The sequence below is a fragment of the Saccharothrix stipae genome, assembly GCF_054781895.1.
In genome coordinates, this window is sequence record NZ_BAAGTN010000008.1 from 493190 (window position 1) to 512726 (window position 19537).

The window sequence follows — 19537 nt, forward strand, 5'->3', positions numbered from 1 at the left end:
AACGGTGTCCGAGTGACTTCCGAGGTCCGGCCGCCGCGACGGTCCGATCGCACGGTCCGGTGACCCCCGCCCGCTACGGCGTCTTGCGGTGGACGTCGGTCGCGGTCGAGGCCCGGTGCGTCGAGTCGGCGATCCACGGTCCCGGGCTCGACGGGTCGAGCACCCCCTCCTCCAACCAGGTGAGCCGCCCGTCCAGCACGTGCCGGGCCAGCGTCAGGTCCGAGTCGTCGGAGTTGCGCCACAGCCGGTCGAACAGCTCCTCCACCCGCACCCGCGCCTGCGCGGCGAACGCGTCGGCCAACCCCAGCGCCCGGTCACCGTCCGACACCGCCCGCACGCACACCGCGCTGATCGCGAACAGCTCCGCGCCGATGTCCACCACCCGTGCCAGGAACCGCTGCTTGCGCTCCATCCGGCCCTGCCAGCGCGACATCGCGTAGAACGTCTGCCTGGCCAGCTTGCGGCTGGACCGCTCGACGAACCGCAGGTGCCCGGCCAGCGGCCCGAACTCCGCGTACGCGCGCGGCACCTGGCCCTTGCCGACCACCAGCGTCGGCAGCCACTTCGCGTAGAACCCGCCCGCCCTGGCCAACGCCCGCCCCTTGCGCTTGGCGTCGGCCTCCGGGTCGATGATGTCCCCGGCCACGGCGAGGTGCGCGTCCACCGCCTCCCGCGCGATCAGCAGGTGCATGATCTCGGTCGAACCCTCGAAGATCCGGTTGATCCGCAGGTCGCGCAGCACCTGCTCGGCGGGCACGCCGCGCTCGCCGCGGGCCGCCATGGACGCCGCCGTCTCGTAGCCGCGCCCGCCGCGCAGCTGCACCAGCTCGTCCGCGACCAGCCAGGCCATCTCCGAGCCGTAGAGCTTGGCCAGCGCGGCCTCGATGCGGATGTCGTGCCCACCCGCGTCGGCCAGCTCGCTGGACAGGTCGAGCACGGCCTCCAGCGCGTAGGCGGTGGCCGCGATGTAGGCGATCTTGCCCGCGATGGCCTCGTGCTCGCCGATCGGCAGGCCCCACTGCACGCGTGCGGCGGACCACTCGCGGGCGATCTTCAGGCACCACTTCGCCGCGCCCGCGCACAGGGCGGGCAACGACAGCCGACCGGTGTTCAGCGTGGTGAGCGCGATCTTGAGGCCCGCGCCCTCCTTGCCGATCAGGTTCGCCCGGGGCACGTGCACCTGGTGGAACCGGGTGACGCCGTTCTCCAGGCCGCGCAGGCCCATGAACTCGTTGCGGTTCTCCACCGTGATGCCGGGCGAGTCACCCTCGACCACGAACGCGCTGATGCCCTTGCCGGGCACCTGGGCCATCACCACCAGCAGGTCGGCCACCACGCCGTTGGTCGTCCACAGCTTCACGCCGTCGAGCACGTAGCCGTCGTCCGTGGGCGTGGCCGTGGTGCCGAGGCGCGCCGGGTCGCTGCCCACGTCCGGTTCGGTGAGCAGGAACGCGCTGATCGCGCCGGTCGCGCAGCGGGGCAGGTACTGCTGCTTCTGCTCGTCGGTGCCGAACAGCGCCAGCGGCTGCGGCACGCCGATGGACTGGTGCGCGGACAGCATCGCGGCCAGCGCGGGGCTGACCGACCCGACCATCATCAACGCCCGGTTGTAGTAGACCTGGGACAGGCCGAGCCCGCCGTACTCCGGCTTGATCTTCATGCCGAACGCGCCGAGCTGCTTGAGGCCCGTCAGCACGTGGTCGGGGATGAGGGCGTCACGCTCGATGACCGCGCCGTCCACGGTGCTCTCGCAGTACTCGCGGAGCGCGGAGAGGAACAACTCGCCGCGTTCGCGGTCCTCGGCGGAGCCCGCGGGGTGCGGGTGGATCAGGTCGAGGCGGAAGTGGCCGAGGAAGAGCTCCCGGCCGAAACTGGGGTGGCGCCAACGCGTCTCGCGGGCCTGCTCGGCGACCTTGCGTGCGGTGCGCTCGTCGACGTGCCGGTCGGGATCCACTGCGGTCATCGCTGACCTCCGGGTCGGGTTGCCGCTGCTCCGGAGGCGGCGGCTGGGCCGACGCGACCTCGCGGGCGGGTGTTCCACGTTACTACCGGCGGGTAGCCCCAACCGGGTGACGTGAAACCGCAGGTGGGCCGCCCGACGCCGGACGGCCCACCCCTCAGCGGAACCTCTGGTGGTGCTCCCTGGTCAACGGCGTCGCGTCGGGACCTGCCACTCCGGCACCTGGCCCCGACCGACGTGGGTCGGTGCGAAACGGAACCGGTGGTCGGTGTGCGTCGACGGCACGCCCGCGGCGGTGCGGCTGAGCACCCGGAGGTGCTGGTCGCCGCTGTGCGCCGGGGTCCAGCGGATGGTCGCGGTGCCGTCCGGGCCGACGGGGACGGTGGTCGTCACACCGTCGACGGTGTACTCGAACGCCGTCGCGCCGGCCTGGTTGGTGGTGAACGTGAAGGACCCCTCCCGCTCCGGGCCGCTCGACCCGGCGGGGAATTCCGGCGACACGACGGTCGGGTTGTCGCTCACCGACCAGTCGGCGCTGCCCTGGGCCGACCACGTGCCGTCGGCGGTGCGGACGCGGGCACGCAGCACCAGCGCGCCGAGGCGGTCGGCGGTGTGCCGGACGGTGGTCGTGCCGTCCGGGTCGGCGGGCGCGGTGTGCTTCACCGAGGGCTCGTGGTCGAACCAGTACTCGTACTCGACCGGCGCGACCATCGTGGTGGTGAAGGTGAACGTGGCCGGCCGGTTCGGCGACGCACCGGCGATGGCGATGGACGGCGCGGCACCGTCCACCCACAGGCTGACGCCCCCCGTCACCGACACCCGGCCCGACCCGTCGGTGCTGCGCACCCGCAGCGACCGCCGGTCCAGGTCGGTGGCCAGTGGCGCCCACGTGAAGCGGGCGGTGCCGTCCGCCGCCGCGGGCACCGTCCCCTGGGCGGCGGCCGTGCCGTCGGGGCGCACGAACCAGTAGGTGTAGGACACCGCGCCGGCCTGGCGGGGCTGGAGCGCGAACTCCACCGACGACCCGACGATCGTGCTGCCCCGCTGGGTGACGACCGGCGCGTCGTTCAGCACGAACCGGTACAGGCGCTCGGGCGACGACACGCCGGTCGACGACGTGCTGCGGACCCGGAGCTCGTTGAGCCCGGTGTGGGTCGGCGCGTACATGACGCTCGCCTTGCGCTCCGCGTCGGCGGCCGCCGTCGTCTCCGGGCCGTCGTCGACGCGGAAGGTGTAGCTCACCACGTCGGTCACCCACGAGGAGAAGTCGAACCGACCGGGCACGCCGACTCCCCCGGTGGGGCTGCCCTGGACGTTGTACCGGTCGGACCACACGAACGGGCGGTCCTCCAGGACCTCGAACGAGTACCACATGTCCGCCGAGCGGTTGTCCGCACGATCGACCGTCCGCACCGCGACACCGGTGTGAGTCGGGATCGGGGGCGTGTAGGTGATCGTCACCGGCCCGGCGGGTGCGGCCGGGGCGACCCTCGACCAGTTCTCCTGGCCGAAGAACCGGTACTCGTACGCGACGACGTCGTCCGAGGTCGTGCTGAAGGTGAAGTCACCGGGCACGCCGTAGCCGCCGCCCTTCTTCCCGCTCGGGTAGACCTCGGAGTGGACGGTCGGGGACGAGGGGGCGGTCCGGTCGATGGTGAAGTAGCAGGGCGCGGTCTCCGGTGACGCCGACGTGGCGTCCAGCGCGCGGACCGTCCAGGCGTGCGTGCCGTCCTGCGGGAACAGCCAGTCGTCGGCCTGGGCGACCACCCGGCCGTTCGCGTCGGCCGGCCACCGCAGCGTCTCGCGGGCGGGAGGGTCGGCGACGGGCCAGTGCGCGAACTCGGCCGTCAGCGCGTCACCGGCGAGCGTCGCGGTGAACACCAGCCGTTGGGCGTCGTTGAGCAGCGCCGGGTTGAGGTGGGTGCCGGGCGCGGTCGGCGCGCAGCCGCGGTCCGGCCACACCTGGTGGCCGGTCGGCGTCGCGGGCGCGCGGTCCTGACCGGCGCTGTGCCCATCGGCACCGACGGGTGCGTCGCCGTGCGGGTCCTGGTAGGCCGAGGCCGGCGCCGCGGTGGTGAGGGCAATGCCCAGCAGCGCGATCGCCGCCGCCGCGCGCACGGATCTTCGCCGTGGTGTCAATGGTCTGTCCCCCTGGGAGCTCGGCACGTCCGCGTGGATCATGCCAGGTGAAACGCCAGGTGGGAGCACTGTTACCGGCGGTGCCCGGCCGGTCACGCGGCGGGCGGGGCGGGTCAGCTCGGCAGGGGGGCGGCGGCCCGTTCGGTGAGGAGTTGGCCCATGTAGGTGCCCTCGCTCGTCTGGGACTTGAGCATGTTGTCCGCGAGCGTCCGCACGACCGGCTGACCGGCGTGGGTGGTGGCGTACTCGGCCATCGGGGCGCCGCCCCGGTGGTGCCGCAGCATGAGTTGCAGGAAGTACACGTCGAAGTCGACACCGGTCAGCGAGCGCAGCTTCGCGATCTCCTCCGCGCTCGCCATGCCGGGCATCTTCCCGTCACCGTCCGCGTCGGACCCGGAGTGGCCGTGGGTGGCCGACGTCATCCACCACATGTGCCTGCCGTCGACCGACTGCTCCGGGTGACCCCAGAGGAACAGCCAGCCCTTCATCCGGCCGACCTGCTCCAGCTGCGTGGAGGCGATGTCGAACGCGAGCTGCTCGATGGCGGGGTCGGCCGTGTTGTCCCGCGCGATGTTGGCCATCTGCACACCCTGGAGGTGGTGCGCCGACATGTCCTGGCTGAACCCGACGTCGACCGAGTCGCGCGCGGGGGTGGAACTGGTGTCCGAGCCGGGGAGCTTGATCAGCAGGCCGACGGCCGCGCCGAGCAGGAGGACGGCCACGACCGCGACCGACACGACGACCGTCCTGGTCGCGGTCACCCCGCGGGCGGGGGCGGTGCCCTCCTGCTCGACGTCGGCCACAGGTCAGCTGCCCGACGTGGTGGTGGCCGCGGGCGCGTCGGTGGCCTGCGGGGCGCCGGTCTCGGCGGCGTCCGTCGTGCCGCCGTCCATCGGCACGGCGTCCGCGCCGGGGGCCTCCGCCACGAACGGCGGCGGGTTGGCCACGTCGAAGGTCGGGGACTCGCAGGACGCGCCGACCTCGGGGTAGGTGAACTGGTTGCGCCGCAGCGACTGGATGAACTGGTCGATGCGCTCGTCGTCGGCGCTCTCCAGCTTCAGCTGGTGGCCCCACGACTGCAGCGAGATCGGCTTGTCCAGGCCCGGGTACGGCGACAGCATGGTGAACGGCTGGCCCTCGGCGCGCGCCTTCAGCTTGTCCAGCGCCTCACCGGTGATCTGGTCCGGGTTGTACGCGATCCACACGGCGCCGTGCTCCAGCGGGTGGACCATGTTCTCGTTGCGGACCGCGCTCGCGTAGACCGTGCCGGTGCAGTCGGCCCACACGTTGTCGTGCGGACCGCCGAACGGCGGCGAGTGGTCGTAGGCGACCCGCTGGGTGGCGGTGACGTGCTTGCTCGGCTCGTACTCGACCTTCACCACGCCCTGGATCTGGTCCGAGGGGTCCTTGTTCTCCTCGGACGGGTTCCACTTGGCGAGCGCCGCTTCCTTCGCGTCCCGGTCGGCGATCTGCTGGTACGCGTAGCCGAACACGGTGCCGGCCAAAGCCAGTACGGCCACCACCGCGAGGATGGTCCCCCACGGCTTCGGCTTCTTCGCCACCACCGAGGAGCGCGCCGCCGCTACGCTGGAGCGCGCGGCCTTCGTCTTCTTGCCGCTGGTCATGTCCGCCTCAGTCTCGTCATACGCCCATGCCGCGGGCCAGTGTAGGGACACCGTGTCTGATCACCGTCAACTGCCCGTCACGGGCGGTGGTCGTCAACAGTTGCCATTCCCACTTCGCGGGACGCGCATCCCGGTCGAGACCAGCGGGAACGCTTCCCTAGACTTGCCGGGTGACTCCCGCTGCGCTCGCTGAACTGGTCCGTGCGACGGCCGTGGACGTGCTGTCCGCCCGCGGCCTCGACCCCGCCGCCCTGCCCACCGCGGTCACGATCGAGCGCCCCCGCAACCCCGAGCACGGCGACTACGCCACGAACGTGGCCCTCCAGACCGCCAAGAAGGTCGGCGTGACGTCCCGCGACCTGGCCGGCTGGCTCGCCGACGCGCTGACCGGCACCGATGCCATCTCCTCGGTCGAGGTCGCCGGTCCCGGCTTCCTCAACCTGCGGCTCGCCGCCGACGCCCAGGGCGCGATCGTGCGCGACGTGCTCGAAGCGGGCGAGGCCTACGGCCGCGGCGACCAGTTCGCCGGCACCCGGATCAACCTGGAGTTCGTCTCGGCGAACCCGACCGGCCCCATCCACCTGGGCGGCACCCGCTGGGCCGCGGTCGGCGACGCGCTGGGCCGAATCCTCGCGGCCAACGGCGGCGAGGTCACCCGCGAGTACTACTTCAACGACGCGGGCGCGCAGATCGACCGGTTCGTCCGGTCCCTGATCGCCGCCGCGAAGGGCGAGCCCGCGCCGGAGGACGGCTACGCGGGCGGGTACATCGGCGACATCGCCGCCGAGGTGCTGCGGCAGGAGCCGAGCGCGCTCACCGGGGAGGACTCGCACGAGGTGTTCCGCCGCATCGGCGTGAACCTCATGTTCGAGGAGATCAAGAAGGACCTGCACGACTTCGGCACGGACTTCGACGTCTACTTCCACGAGGACTCGCTGCACCGCTCCGGCGCCGTGACCAAGGCCGTCGACCAGCTCAAGAACTCCGGCGCGCTGTACTTCGACCAGGGCGCGTGGTGGCTGCGGTCCACCGAGTTCGGCGACGACAAGGACCGCGTGGTCATCAAGAGCGACGGTGACCCGGCGTACATCGCCGGTGACATCGCGTACCTGGCGGACAAGCGGGCGCGCGGCTTCGACCTGTGCATCTACATGCTCGGCGCGGACCACCACGGCTACATCGGCAGGCTCAAGGCCGCCGCCTCGGCGCTGGGCGACGACCCGGCGACGGTCGAGGTGCTGATCGGGCAGATGGTGAACCTGGTCAGCGAGGGCAAGCCGGTGCGGATGAGCAAGCGCGCGGGCACCGTGATCACCATGCAGGACCTGGTGGACGCGGTCGGCGTGGACGCCGCCCGGTACGCCATGAGCCGGTCGTCGGTCGACTCGTCCCTGGACGTCGACCTCGACCTGCTGCGCAAGCGCAGCAACGACAACCCGGTGTTCTACGTGCAGTACGCGCACGCGCGGCTGTGCTCGGTGCAGCGCAACGCCGCCGACCTCGGCGTCACGCCCGGTGACGCGGTCGACCTGCTCACCCACGACCGCGAGGGCGACCTCATCCGCACCGTCGGCGAGTTCCCGCGCGTCGTCGCCACCGCCGGTGAGCTGCGCGAACCGCACCGCGTCGCGCGGTACCTGGAGGAGCTCGCGGGCACCTACCACCGGTTCTACGAGGCGTGCCGGGTGCTGCCGCGCGGCGACGAGGAGACGACCGAGCTGCACCGGGCCCGGCTGAGCCTGTGCGCCGCCACCCGCCAGGTGTTCGCCAACGGCCTCGCGCTGCTGGGCGTGACCGCGCCGGAGCGCATGTGATGCGCGCGCACCCGGCCGGTCCGCGGCACGCCGACGTCCTGATCCCCTCCAACACTGCGGGCAACCGCCCGGCCACGGCCGCCGACCTGGACCCGCTGCACCCGCAGGTGTGGCCGCGCAACGCCGAACGCGGCGACGACGGCGCGGTGCGCCTGGCGGGCGTCGACGTGCGGCAGCTCGCCCAGGAGCACGGCACCCCGCTGTTCGTGATGGACGAGGCCGACTTCCGCGCCCGCTGCCGCGAGCACGCCGAGGCGTTCGGCGACCCCGCCGGGGTCCACTACGCGTCCAAGGCGTTCCTGTCCGTCGCGGTGGCCCGGTGGGTCGCCGAGGAGGGCCTGAGCATCGACGTGGCCAGCGGCGGCGAGCTGGCCGTCGCGCTGCGCGCGGAGTTCCCGCCGGAGCGGATCGCGCTGCACGGCAACAACAAGTCCGTCGCCGAGCTGACCGCCGCGGTCGAGGCGGGTGTCGGCGCGGTCGTGCTGGACTCGTTCTTCGAGATCGCCCGGCTGGACCAGGTCGCCCGTGAGCGCGGCCGGGTGCAGCCGGTGATGATCCGGGTCACGGTGGGCGTCGAGGCGCACACGCACGAGTTCATCGCCACCGCGCACGAGGACCAGAAGTTCGGCTTCTCGCTGTCCTCCGGCGACGCGGCCGAGGCGGCGCGGCGGGTGCTGAAGTCCGAGGGGCTGCGGCTGATCGGCCTGCACAGCCACATCGGCTCGCAGATCTTCGACGCCAGCGGCTTCGAGGTCGCCGCGCGCCGGGTCATCGGGCTGCTCGCGGACCTGCGCGACGAGCACGGCGCCGGGATCCTCGACCACGTCACGACCGTCGACCTCGGCGGCGGTCTCGGCATCGCCTACACCCCGGACGACGACCCGCCGCCGCCCGCCGAGCTGGCCAGGCAGCTGCGCAACATCGTCGGCAAGGAGTGCGAGCACGCCGGGCTGCCCACGCCGAAGATCGCGGTCGAGCCGGGCCGGGCCATCGTCGGCCCCGGCACGGTGACGCTGTACGAGGTGGGCACCATCAAGGACGTCCAGCTCGACGCGGGCGTGGTCCGCCGGTACGTGAGCGTGGACGGCGGCATGAGCGACAACATCCGCACCGCGCTCTACGACGCGGTCTACGACTGCAAGCTGGTCTCACGCGCCGCGGGCGAGGACGCCCGGGCCGTGCTGTGCCGCGTCGTCGGCAAGCACTGCGAGTCGGGTGACGTGGTCGTGCGCGACTGCTGGCTGCCCGACGACCTCGCCCCCGGCGACCTGATCGCGGTCGCCGCCACCGGCGCGTACTGCTACTCCATGGCCAGCGGCTACAACCGACTGCCCCGGCCGGCGCTCGCCGCGGTCGCGGACGGCCGGGCCCGGTTGCTGCTGCGCCGGGAGACCGAGGAAGACCTGTTCCGCCTGGAGGTATGAGAAGTGGCAAGCCACGAGGGCAAACCGATCAGGGTCGCGCTGCTGGGTTGCGGCACCGTCGGCACCGAGGTGGTCCGGCTGCTCACCGACCAGGCGGCCGACCTCACCGCGCGGGTCGGCGCGCCGGTCGAGCTGGCCGGCATCGCCGTGCGCAGGCCCAACAAGCACCGCGAGGTGCCCGCGCACCTGCTGACCACCGACGCCGAGGCGCTGGTCACCTCCGACGACGTGGACGTGGTCGTGGAGGTCATCGGCGGCATCGAGCCCGCCCGCACGCTGCTGCTCGGCGCGTTGCGCGCGGGCAAGTCCGTGGTGACGGCCAACAAGGCGCTGCTGGCCGAGTGCTCGGCGGAGCTGTTCGAGGCGTCCGACCACTCCGGCGCCGACCTGTACTTCGAGGCGGCGGTGGCGGGCGCGATCCCGCTGCTGCGCCCGCTGCGCGAGTCCCTGGCCGGCGACCGCATCACCAGGGTGATGGGCATCGTCAACGGCACCACGAACTTCATCCTCTCGGGCATGGACTCCACCGGGGCGAGTTACGGCGAGACCCTGGAGGAGGCGACCCGGCTCGGGTACGCCGAGGCGGACCCGACGGCCGACGTGGACGGCTTCGACGCCGCGTCCAAGGCCGCCATCCTGGCGTCCCTGGCCTTCCACAGCCGGGTCACGGCCGCCGACGTGCACCGCGAGGGCATCGCGCAGGTCAGTGCCGCCGACATCGCCGCCGCCAAGGCCCTGGGCCGCACGGTGAAGCTGCTCGCCATCTGCGAGCGGGTCACGCAGGAGGACGGCGAGAGCATCTCGGTGCGCGTGCACCCGGCGATGATCCCGACCTCCCACCCCCTGGCCGGCGTGCACGGCGCGTTCAACGCGGTGTTCGTGGAGGCCGACGCGGCCGGCGAGATGATGTTCTACGGCCAGGGCGCGGGTGGCGCCCCGACCGCCAGCGCGGTCCTCGGCGACCTCGTCGCGGTGGCCCGCAACCGGGTGCACCGCGGCCGCGGCCCGCGTGAGTCGGCCTACGCGGCGCTGCCCGTGCGGCCGATGGGCCAGACGCCCACGCGTTATCACATCAGCCTCGACGTCGCCGACCGGGCGGGCGTGTTGTCGCAGGTGGCGGCGGTGTTCGCGGAGCACGACGTGAGCATCGCCGCCGTGCGGCAGGAGGGTCGGGTCGACGACGCCAGCCTGGTGATCGTCACCCACGCCGCTACCGACGCGGCACTGCGGTCGACCGTGGACAAAATCGGCGGGCTGCCCGTGGTTCGGGAAGTGGTCAGCGTGATGCGGGTGGAAGGCGAAGAATGATGGCGGCCCAAGCAGCCCTCGGCGGAGTCGACGATCGGACGTCGAGCGGAGCCGACACTCGGACGGCCGTCGGCGGAGCCGGGGGCGAGAACGCGGTGCGGGCGGGGTGGCCCGGCATCATCCGCGCCTACGCGGACCGGATCCAGCTCCCCGAGGGTGCCAGGGTCGTCACCCTCCACGAAGGCGGCACGCCGCTGGTGTTCGCCGAGCACCTGTCCGAGGTGACCGGGTGCGAGGTGCACATCAAGGTCGAGGGCGCGAACCCGACCGGCTCGTTCAAGGACCGCGGCATGACCGTGGCCATGACGCACGCCCTGGCCAGCGGCATCCGCGCGGTGATCTGCGCGTCGACCGGCAACACCTCCGCCAGCGCGGCGGCGTACGCGGCCAAGGCTGGCCTGACCGCGGCGGTGCTCGTGCCGCGCGGCAAGATCGCGCTGGGCAAGCTCGCCCAGGCGGTCGCGCACGGCGCGAAGATCCTCCAGATCGACGGCAACTTCGACGACTGCCTGGAGCTCGCCTCCAAGACGTCGACCGAGTACCCGATCACGCTGGTCAACTCGGTCAACCCGGTGCGGCTGATCGGCCAGAAGACCGCCGCGTGGGAGATCTGCGACGTGCTCGGCCGCGCGCCCGACATCCACTGCCTGCCGGTCGGCAACGCGGGCAACATCACCGCGTACTGGCGCGGTTACTCCGACTACGCCGCCGACGGGGTGGTCTCCTCGACGCCCCGCATGTTCGGCTTCCAGGCCGCGGGCTCCGCGCCGCTGGTGCACGGCGCGCCGGTGGCGAACCCGGAGACGATCGCGACCGCCATCCGGGTGGGCAGCCCGGCGTCGTGGACCGGCGCGGTGGCGGCCAAGGAGGAGTCCGGCGGCCTGTTCGAGGCGGTGACCGACGAGAAGATCCTGGAGGCCTACCGGCTGCTGGCGTCGACCGAGGGCATCTTCGTCGAGCCCGCGTCCGCGACCAGCGTGGCCGGCCTGCTGGCCACCGCCGCCGACGGCCGGCTGCCGAAGGGCTCGACGGTCGTCTGCACGGTCACCGGCCACGGCCTCAAGGACCCCGACACCGCCCTGCTGGGCATGAGCGAGGTCGAGCCGGTGCCGGTGGACCCCGGCGCCGTGGCGCACGCGCTGGAGCTGGCGTGACGGGCTTGGCCGCCCCTGGTGTGCGCGTCACCGTGCCGGCGTCCACGGCGAACCTCGGCTCGGGCTTCGACGCGCTGGGCATGGCGCTGGGCCTGCACGACGAGCTGGAGTTCGCGGTGACCGGCGGCGGCCTGGTCGTGGAGGTCGCCGGCGAGGGCGCCGGCGGCGTGCCCACCGACGAGCGACACCTCGTCGTGCGGGCGTTCCGGGCGGCCTGCGAGCTGGTCGGCGTCGACGTGCCCGGGCTGCGGCTGACGTGCCGCAACGCCATCCCGCACGCGCGGGGTCTGGGCTCCTCGGCGGCGGCCGTCGTGGCGGGCGTGGCGGCCGCGTTCGGCCTGGCCGGTCGCGAGTCGGACACGAGCGCGTTGCAACTCGCCTCGGAGTTCGAGGGCCACGCCGACAACGCGGCGGCGGCGATGTTCGGCGGCGTGGCGATCGCGTGGACGCAGGGTGACCGCTACCGAGCGGTCCGTGTGGACCCGCACCCGGGTGTGACGCCGGTCGTGCTGGTGCCCGAGGTGGAGTCGTCCACCAAGACGACCAGGGGGCTGCTGCCCTCGAAGGTGCCGCACGAGGACGCGGCGTTCGCCGCGGGCCGGTCCGCGCTGGCCGTGCACGCGCTCGCCGCGGACCCCTCGCTGCTGCTGGAGGCGTTGGACGACCGCCTGCACGAGCCGTACCGGGAACCCGCCTGGCCTGCGACGACAGCCCTGGTGCGGTCGCTGCGGGAGGCCGGCGTGGCGGCCGCGGTGTCCGGTGCCGGTCCCACGGTGCTGGCACTCCCGGCGGACGGCGTGCTGCCGTCCGGGGTGGACCTGACCGGGTTCGAGGCGCGTCGGGTGCCGGTCGACCTGGCCGGTGTCCGGGTTGCGCCACTCGGCTGAGTGATGCGACGCGCCGTGCCCCGGTTGTTGCACCCGGCCGGACCGGCGTCTACCCTCGGGGCCATCAGTCACCGCGCGCACGGGCGCCGGTGTGGTGCCCGGACGTTCGTTCCGGATCGCATTCCTCCAGTGACTTGGCTCTGTGCCGTATGGACGGGGCCGACGCTGGAAGGCACCCGCTCGCCGTGTGACCGAAGTCCCGCACCGGTGGACTCCGCTTTCGTGCGCGTTCCGCGCCGTCGCCAAGTCCGCCCGAACCGGGACGAAACTGCCGCACCGCATTCCGTCGGACGGCAGGTCCGCTGGAACGCGTAGGAGGCGCGCTCCGGTCAGGAAGGACATGTGTGACCAACACCGATGTACTGAGCAGCCAAGCTCCTGCTGCTCCCAACCCCGCTGCCAGTTCCGGAGCCGAGGAGAACGCTCTGACCACCCCTTCGAACGGCAGCGCCACGCCGCGCAAGCGCGCGGGCCTCTCTGGAATGGTGCTGGCCGAACTCCGTGAACTCGCAGGTCAGCTGGGCATCACCGGCACGGCCGGCCTCCGCAAGGGCGACCTGATCGCCGCCATCAAGGAGCGGCAGGGCGGCACCTCCGGTCGGGGCAGTGCCGCGACGCCGCCCAAGGCCGAGAAGAAGGCCGAGGCGCCCAAGGCGTCCGCCGGGAAGGCTCCGGCGGTGGAGAAGGCCGTCGAGGCGCCCGCCGCGGCTCCCGCGTCCGCCCCGGCCTCGGCTCCGGTGGACCGGCCGACCCAGCAGCAGCTCGACGTGTCCGACCGGCCCGCGGAGGAGGAGGGCGGCCGCCGCGGCAACCGCCGTCGCCGTTCCGCCAACCGGCCCGCGGGCAGCCCCGAGGCACCGGCCGCGGACGGGCAGCTGGCCCAGCCGCAGGCCGACCGCGTCCAGAGCGACCGGGGTGACCGCCAGCCGGGCGAGCGTCAGCAGGGCGAGCGTGCCCAGGGTGACGGCCGTCAGGGTGACGGCCGCCAGGGCGACACCCGGCAGGGTGAGCGCGCCGAGCGGCAGGACCGGGGTGACCGGCAGGACCGCTCCGAGCAGCGCCAGGACCGGGGCGAGCGCCAGGACCGGGGCGAGCGCGGCAACCGCGGCGACCGGCAGGACCGGGGTGGGCGCGACGACCGCGGTGACCGGGGTGGCCGCGACCGCGACCAGAACCGCAACCGCCAGCAGAGCGGTCCGAGCGACGACGACGAAGAGGGCGGCCGTCGCGGTCGCCGCTTCCGCGACCGCCGCCGTCGCGGTGGTCGTGGCGACGAGGCCGGTCCCGCCACCGACACCGAGGTGCGCGACGACGACGTCCTGCTGCCCGTCGCGGGCATCCTCGACGTGCTGGAGAACTACGCGTTCGTCCGCACCTCGGGCTACCTGGCCGGGCCGAACGACGTGTACGTGTCGTTGTCGCTGGTCCGCAAGTACGGGCTGCGCCGCGGCGACGCCCTGATCGGCGCCGTGCGGCAGCCGCGCGACGGCGAGCAGCAGCGCCAGAAGTTCAACCCCCTGGTGCGGGTGGACAAGATCAACGGCCTCGACCCGGAGGAGTCCCGCAACCGGCCGGACTTCACCAAGCTGACGCCGCTGTACCCGAACGAGCGCCTGCGCCTCGAGACGGAACCGCACATCCTCACCACGCGCGTCATCGACCTGGTGATGCCGATCGGCAAGGGCCAGCGAGCCCTGGTCGTGTCGCCGCCGAAGGCGGGCAAGACCTCGGTGCTCCAGTCGATCGCGAACGCGATCACGAAGAACAACCCCGAGTGCCACCTGATGGTGGTGCTGGTGGACGAGCGGCCCGAAGAGGTCACCGACATGCAGCGGTCGGTGAAGGGCGAGGTCATCGCCTCCACCTTCGACCGCCCGCCGTCGGACCACACCACGATCTCGGAGCTGGCCATCGAGCGGGCGAAGCGCCTGGTCGAGATGGGTCACGACGTGGTCGTGCTGCTGGACTCGATCACCCGGCTGGGTCGTGCCTACAACCTCGCGGCCCCCGCGAGCGGCCGGATCCTGTCCGGTGGTGTCGACTCGACCGCGCTGTACCCGCCGAAGCGGTTCCTGGGTGCGGCCCGGAACATCGAGGGCGGCGGCTCGCTGACCGTCATCGCGACGGCCCTGGTCGAGACCGGGTCCGCGGGTGACAGCGTGATCTTCGAGGAGTTCAAGGGCACCGGCAACGCCGAGCTCAAGCTCGACCGGAAGATCGCGGACAAGCGGACCTTCCCGGCGGTGGACGTGGACTCGTCCGGCACCCGCAAGGAAGACCTGCTGCTCTCGCCGGACGAGCTGGCGGTCATGCACAAGCTGCGCCGGGTGCTGCACGCCCTGGACAGCCAGCAGGCCATCGACCTGCTGCTGGACCGCCTGCGCAAGAGCCGCACGAACATCGAGTTCCTGATGCAGGTGGCCAAGACCACCCCGGGTGCGGACAACGACTGACCGCGCCGACCCACCTCGGGTCGGACCCCGGAAGAGTCACCGAAGGAATGACCGAAGGCCCGTCCGGCGAGCAAGCCGGGCGGGCCTTCGGCCGTGGGTGGGGAGAGGCAGGGTCAGCAGGGCGGGGTGGGTGCGGCGCCTGTCGCGGTCAGCGCGGCGGTGCGGCGGCGTTCGAGGAAGTACTGCGCCACCAGCAGCGCGGTCACCGGCAAGCCGAGGCCCACGACGGTCGCCACGGGCACGCGCACACCGCCCAGGAGCACGCCGATCGCCAGCACGGACGCGAGGTAGGGCCAGCGCAGCCACACGCGCTGCCACCGGGCGGTCCACCGGACCGTGCCCGAGGTCGCGACGCCCACGGCGACACCGGCGCCGAACACCGGGCTCGACAGGGTCAGGTGGGCCGGAGCGCCGACCAGCAGGCCACCCAACCCGGTGAGACCCAGGACGGCGATGCTGAACAGGAACGGCACGGCCAACCACGCGGTTAACGGCAGCGGACGCCCATCGGTGCACAACACGCGGCCAGTGTGGCGTCCGCGCAACGCCGGATGCTGCTCTCTGTAGTCCAGCGGTTACGTCGTGCGCCAAATGGTCGACCACCATCGGCGAGCGGTTGTGACGCCGGCCACCGGGAACAAGGCCGTCCGACCTCGCGTTGCAGTCGAAGACAGCCGATCTGGCACACTGTCGGGTCGAGTCCGGCTCCGGTTCACCTCGAAGAATCCCCAACGAGGACCCGGCGGCCACTTAGGAAAGGGACAAGACGTTGAAGACCGGCATTCACCCCGAGTACGTGACGACCGAGGTCACCTGCGGTTGCGGCAACACCTTCACCACCCGCAGCACCCAGACGTCCGGCGCCATCCACGTCGAGATCTGCTCCAACTGCCACCCGTTCTACACGGGCAAGCAGAAGATCATGGACACCGGTGGTCGGGTCGCGCGCTTCGAGGCCCGCTACGGCAAGCGCGCCAAGTAGCTGCCAGAACGGCGTCCACCCCGAATCCGCGGGTGGGCGCCGTTGTCGTCTCCGCACCTAGAAGACACTCGTCAACACCCAGGACCGGAGCAAGATCGTGACGCTGGACGCCCTGCTGGCCGAGCACGCCGAGCTGGAAGCCAAGCTCGCCGACCCCTCGGTGCACGCCGACCAGGCGGGCGCGCGCAAGCTCGGCAAGCGCTACGCCGAGCTGACCCCGATCGTGAAGACCGCCCGTGAGCTGGAGCAGGCGAAGTCCGACCTGGAGACGGCCCGTGAGCTGGCCGCCGAGGACTCGGTGTTCGCCGAGGAGGCCGAGGAGCTGTCCAAGGCCGTGCCGGCGCTGGAGTCGAAGCTGACCGAGCTCCTCCTGCCGCGCGACCCCCACGACAGCGCGGACGTGGTGCTGGAGATCAAGTCCGGTGAGGGCGGCGAGGAGTCGGCCCTGTTCGCGGGCGACCTGCTGCGGATGTACCTGCGGTACGCCGAACGCCACGGGTGGAAAGCCGAGGTGCTCGACGGCACGGACTCCGACCTGGGCGGGTTCAAGGACGTGACGGTGGCCATCAAGAGCCGCGCCGACACCCCGGACGGCGTGTGGTCGCGGCTGAAGTACGAGGGTGGTGTGCACCGCGTCCAGCGGGTGCCGGTGACCGAGTCACAGGGCCGCATCCACACCTCCGCCGCCGGTGTCCTGGTGTTCCCGGAGGTCGACGAGGTCGAGGTCGAGATCGACGAGAACGACCTGCGGGTGGACGTGTTCCGCTCGTCGGGCAAGGGCGGGCAGAGCGTCAACACGACCGACTCGGCCGTCCGCATCACGCACCTGCCCACCGGCATCGTGGTGTCCTGCCAGAACGAGCGCAGCCAGCTGCAGAACAAGGCACGGGCCATGCAGGTGCTCCAGGCCCGGCTGACCGCGTTGGCCGAGGAGAAGCAGCAGCAGGAGGCGTCGGACGCCCGGCGCGTGCAGATCCGCACGGTCGACCGCTCCGAGCGGGTGCGCACCTACAACTTCCCGGAATCACGCATCTCCGATCACCGGGTCGGGTACAAAGCGCATAACCTGGATCAAGTGCTCGACGGCGATCTGGACGCGGTGCTGGACGCGTTGGCGTCGGCCGACCGCGCGGAGCGACTCGCCGGCGGGTGAGGCGACGGCGACGAGAGGGGCGCTGCGGTGGCGGAGATCTCGGTGAGCCCGCGGAGCGCCCCGGCGGACGCCGTGGTCGACATCAGGGTGGTCGACCTGCCGCCGGACGAGCGGGTCGAGGTGCGCGCGTCGACGGGCGACTGGTCGTCGGCCGCGGTGTTCCTGGCCGATGAACGCGGTGTGGTCGACCTGATCCGGCACGCCCCGGTGGAGGGCGCCTACTCGGGTGTCGACCCGATGGGGTTGTTCTGGTCGATGAGCCGGACGGGTGAGCCGAGCGGCCCTACGTTGATCGAGGTCGTCGGGGTCGGCAAGGTGGAGCTGGACCGGCTGACCGTGCCCGAGGGCGTCCGGCGGACCGAGGTGCGCGAGAACGGCCTGGTCGGGGTGCTGTTCGAGCCGGATGACGATCAGGTCCACCCCGGCGTGGTCGTGCTGGGCGGGTCCGAGGGCGGGTTGCACGAGCTGGACGCGGCGCTGCTCGCCGGGCACGGGTTCGCGGCGCTGGCGCTGGCGTACTTCGGGGTGCCGGGCGTGCCGGAGGACCTCGTGGAGATCCCGTTGGAGTACTTCGGGACCGCGCTGGAGTGGCTCGGCGCCCGGGCGGGTGCGGTGGGTGTCGTCGGCGGGTCGCGCGGCGGTGAGGCGGCGTTGCTGCTCGGGGTGACGTTCCCCCAAGTCAAGGCCGTGGTGAGCGTGGTCGGCAGCGGCGTGGTCACGCAGTGCATCGGGCCCGGGTCGAGGTTGTTGCAGAAGCTGGAGCACGAGGCCGCGTCGTGGACGTGGCAGGGCAGGCCGCTGCCGTACCTGCCGTACTCGATCCCCGACGAGCTGCGCGGTCGGGTGGTCTCGGGCAAGCCGGTGCGGCTGAGCGTGGCGTACGACTTCTCCGACGGCATCCCGGAGGACGCCGAGATCCCGGTCGAGCGGATCGGGGGCGGTGTGTTGCTGCTCTCATCCGGGCGTGACGAGTCGTGGCCGTCGGTGGGGCTGAGCGAGGTCGCCTGGCGCCGGCTGACCGAGCGCGGGCACGCGCACCGGCACGAACGGGTGGTGTACCCCGAGGCAGGACACCTGATCGCGGGGCCACCCCACCGGCCGGTGGAACTGGTGGTGCCCGGTCCCGGGGTCCACTTCTCGATGGGCGGCACGCCCGCCGCCACGGCCGCCGCACGAGCCGACGCGTGGCGTCGGACCGTTGAGTTCTTGTCGGACCAACTGGGCACCTAATGTGTCGCTCATGAGCGCACACTTTGACGTCGTGGTCCTCGGTGCGGGGCCAGGCGGGTACGTCGCCGCGATCCGGGCGGCCCAGCTGGGGCTGAAGACGGCGGTCATCGAGGAGCGTTACTGGGGCGGGGTGTGCCTGAACGTGGGCTGCATCCCGTCGAAGGCGCTCCTGCGCAACGCGGAGCTCGCACACCTGTTCACCCACGAGCAGAAGACCTTCGGCATCCAGGTCGACGGCACGGTGAAGTTCGACTACGGCGTCGCCCACGAGCGCAGCCGGAAGGTCGCGGACGGGCGCGTCAAGGGCGTGCACTTCCTGATGAAGAAGAACGGCATCACCGAGTACAACGGCTTCGGCACGTTCCGCGACGCCAACACCATCGAGGTCAACGGCGAGACCGTCACGTTCGACCACGCCATCATCGCCGCGGGCGCGAAGACCCGGCTGCTGCCGAACACGCAGCTCTCCGAGCGGGTGGTGACCTACGAGGAGCAGATCCTGTCCGCGGAGCTGCCCGAGAGCATCGTCATCGCCGGCGCGGGCGCCATCGGCGTCGAGTTCGGGTACGTGCTGCACAACTACGGCGTGAAGGTCACCATCGTCGAGTTCCTCGACCGGGTGGTGCCGCTGGAGGACGCGGAGGTGTCCGCCGAGCTGGCCAAGCGCTACAAGCGCATGGGCATCGACGTGCGCACGTCCACCCGCGTGGAGTCCATCGACGACAGCGGCGAGAAGGTCCGCGTCACCGTGTCGAAGGACGGCAAGGAAGAGGTCCTGGAGGCCGACAAGGTCATGCAGGCGATCGGCTTCCAGCCGCGGGTGGAGGGCTACGGCCTGGAGAACACCGGCGTCGGGCTGACCGAGCGCGGCGCGATCGCGGTCGACGGGCGTGGTCGCACCACCGTCCCGCACATCTTCGCCATCGGCGACGTGACCGCGAAGCTGATGCTCGCGCACGCGGCCGAGTCCATGGGCATCGTCGCGGCCGAGACCATCGCGGGCGCGGAGACCATGGAGCTGGACTTCCCGATGATCCCGCGCGCGACGTTCTGCCAGCCGCAGATCGCCTCGTTCGGGTGGACCGAGGCGCAGGCCCGGGAACGCGGGTTCGACGTGCGGGTGGCGAAGTTCCCGTTCACCGCGAACGGCAAGGCGCACGGCCTCGCGGACCCGAACGGCTTCGTCAAGCTGATCAGCGACGCCAAGTACGGCGAGCTGCTCGGCGCGCACATGATCGGTCCGGACGTGACCGAGCTGCTGCCGGAGCTGACGCTGGCGCAGCAGTGGGACCTGACCGTGCACGAGGTGGCGCGCAACGTGCACGCGCACCCGACGCTGAGCGAGGCGGTCAAGGAGGCGGTCCACGGCCTGGCCGGGCACATGATCAACTTCTGATCCGCCTACCCT

At 72.1% G+C, this 19537-nt stretch carries 15 protein-coding genes; 10 read left to right on the top strand and 5 right to left on the bottom strand.

Translation table 11 applies throughout. From position 1 onward, the window contains the following. Window positions 1–73: 73 nt before the first annotated feature. From ACYVLT_RS19055 to ACYVLT_RS19070, 4 genes are all read right to left on the bottom strand, one after another. Entirely contained in the window at window positions 74–1963 is a 1890-nt protein-coding gene (locus ACYVLT_RS19055; protein WP_461121532.1) for an acyl-CoA dehydrogenase family protein, read from the bottom strand. A gap of 183 nt (window positions 1964–2146) precedes the next feature. After that, window positions 2147–4078, bottom strand: a complete 1932-nt coding sequence (locus ACYVLT_RS19060; RefSeq protein ID WP_461121533.1) for a hypothetical protein — start codon at window positions 4076–4078, stop codon at window positions 2147–2149. A gap of 134 nt (window positions 4079–4212) precedes the next feature. Further along, a complete protein-coding gene (locus ACYVLT_RS19065) occupies window positions 4213–4902 on the bottom strand; it encodes a DUF305 domain-containing protein (protein WP_461121534.1) in 690 nt (229 codons plus the stop codon). 3 nt (window positions 4903–4905) lie between these two features. Next, window positions 4906–5724 (bottom strand): DUF3105 domain-containing protein, encoded by an 819-nt coding sequence (locus ACYVLT_RS19070; protein WP_461121535.1) that lies wholly within the window; start codon window positions 5722–5724, stop codon window positions 4906–4908. Between the two features lie 170 nt (window positions 5725–5894). Between ACYVLT_RS19070 and argS the strand changes: the two genes are divergently transcribed. The 6 genes from argS (at window position 5895) to rho (ending at window position 14764) form a co-directional block, all read left to right on the top strand. After that, window positions 5895–7538, top strand: coding sequence for an arginine--tRNA ligase (argS, locus tag ACYVLT_RS19075; protein WP_461121536.1), 1644 nt, complete (start codon window positions 5895–5897; stop codon window positions 7536–7538). Continuing rightward, window positions 7538–8962 (top strand): diaminopimelate decarboxylase, encoded by a 1425-nt coding sequence (lysA, locus tag ACYVLT_RS19080; RefSeq protein ID WP_461121537.1) that lies wholly within the window; start codon window positions 7538–7540, stop codon window positions 8960–8962. Before argS ends, lysA begins: the two co-directional genes overlap by 1 nt. 3 nt (window positions 8963–8965) lie before the next feature. Then, a complete protein-coding gene (locus tag ACYVLT_RS19085) occupies window positions 8966–10270 on the top strand; it encodes a homoserine dehydrogenase (protein WP_461121538.1) in 1305 nt (434 codons plus the stop codon). A 95-nt stretch (window positions 10271–10365) separates the two neighbouring features. Next, the gene (gene thrC / locus ACYVLT_RS19090) at window positions 10366–11424 is read left to right on the top strand and encodes a threonine synthase (RefSeq protein ID WP_461121539.1); all 1059 of its coding nucleotides are present in this window, start codon (window positions 10366–10368) and stop codon (window positions 11422–11424) included. Beyond that, entirely contained in the window at window positions 11421–12311 is an 891-nt protein-coding gene (gene thrB, locus ACYVLT_RS19095; protein WP_461121540.1) for a homoserine kinase, read from the top strand. Before thrC ends, thrB begins: the two co-directional genes overlap by 4 nt. Window positions 12312–12655: 344 nt before the next feature. Beyond that, a complete protein-coding gene (rho, locus tag ACYVLT_RS19100; protein ID WP_461121541.1) occupies window positions 12656–14764 on the top strand; it encodes a transcription termination factor Rho in 2109 nt (702 codons plus the stop codon). Window positions 14765–14877: 113 nt separating this feature from the next. Here the strand turns inward: rho and ACYVLT_RS19105 are convergent, their stop codons facing one another. Continuing rightward, window positions 14878–15285: a hypothetical protein gene (locus ACYVLT_RS19105; protein WP_461121542.1), complete on the bottom strand. Its 408-nt coding sequence runs from the start codon at window positions 15283–15285 to the stop codon at window positions 14878–14880. 248 nt (window positions 15286–15533) lie between these two features. Between ACYVLT_RS19105 and rpmE the strand changes: the two genes are divergently transcribed. From rpmE to lpdA, 4 genes are all read left to right on the top strand, one after another. Continuing rightward, a complete protein-coding gene (gene rpmE, locus ACYVLT_RS19110; protein ID WP_360446753.1) occupies window positions 15534–15746 on the top strand; it encodes a 50S ribosomal protein L31 in 213 nt (70 codons plus the stop codon). Between the two features lie 97 nt (window positions 15747–15843). Continuing rightward, window positions 15844–16899, top strand: coding sequence for a peptide chain release factor 1 (gene prfA, locus ACYVLT_RS19115; protein WP_461121543.1), 1056 nt, complete (start codon window positions 15844–15846; stop codon window positions 16897–16899). A 42-nt stretch (window positions 16900–16941) separates the two neighbouring features. After that, window positions 16942–18129: an acyl-CoA thioesterase/bile acid-CoA:amino acid N-acyltransferase family protein gene (locus ACYVLT_RS19120; RefSeq protein ID WP_461121544.1), complete on the top strand. Its 1188-nt coding sequence runs from the start codon at window positions 16942–16944 to the stop codon at window positions 18127–18129. Window positions 18130–18139: 10 nt separating this feature from the next. Beyond that, window positions 18140–19525, top strand: coding sequence for a dihydrolipoyl dehydrogenase (lpdA, locus tag ACYVLT_RS19125; RefSeq protein ID WP_461121545.1), 1386 nt, complete (start codon window positions 18140–18142; stop codon window positions 19523–19525). Window positions 19526–19537 lie beyond the last annotated feature (12 nt).

What these genes read in the sequence shown, in the direction of transcription:
- lpdA (WP_461121545.1), top strand. Translation starts at nt 18,140, where the DNA reads ATGAGCGCACACTTTGACGTCGTGGTCCTCGGTGCGGGGCCAGGCGGG.
- ACYVLT_RS19070 (WP_461121535.1), bottom strand. Translation starts at nt 5,724, where the DNA reads ATGACCAGCGGCAAGAAGACGAAGGCCGCGCGCTCCAGCGTAGCGGCG.
- ACYVLT_RS19055 (WP_461121532.1), bottom strand. Translation starts at nt 1,963, where the DNA reads ATGACCGCAGTGGATCCCGACCGGCACGTCGACGAGCGCACCGCACGC.
- lysA (WP_461121537.1), top strand. Translation starts at nt 7,538, where the DNA reads ATGCGCGCGCACCCGGCCGGTCCGCGGCACGCCGACGTCCTGATCCCC.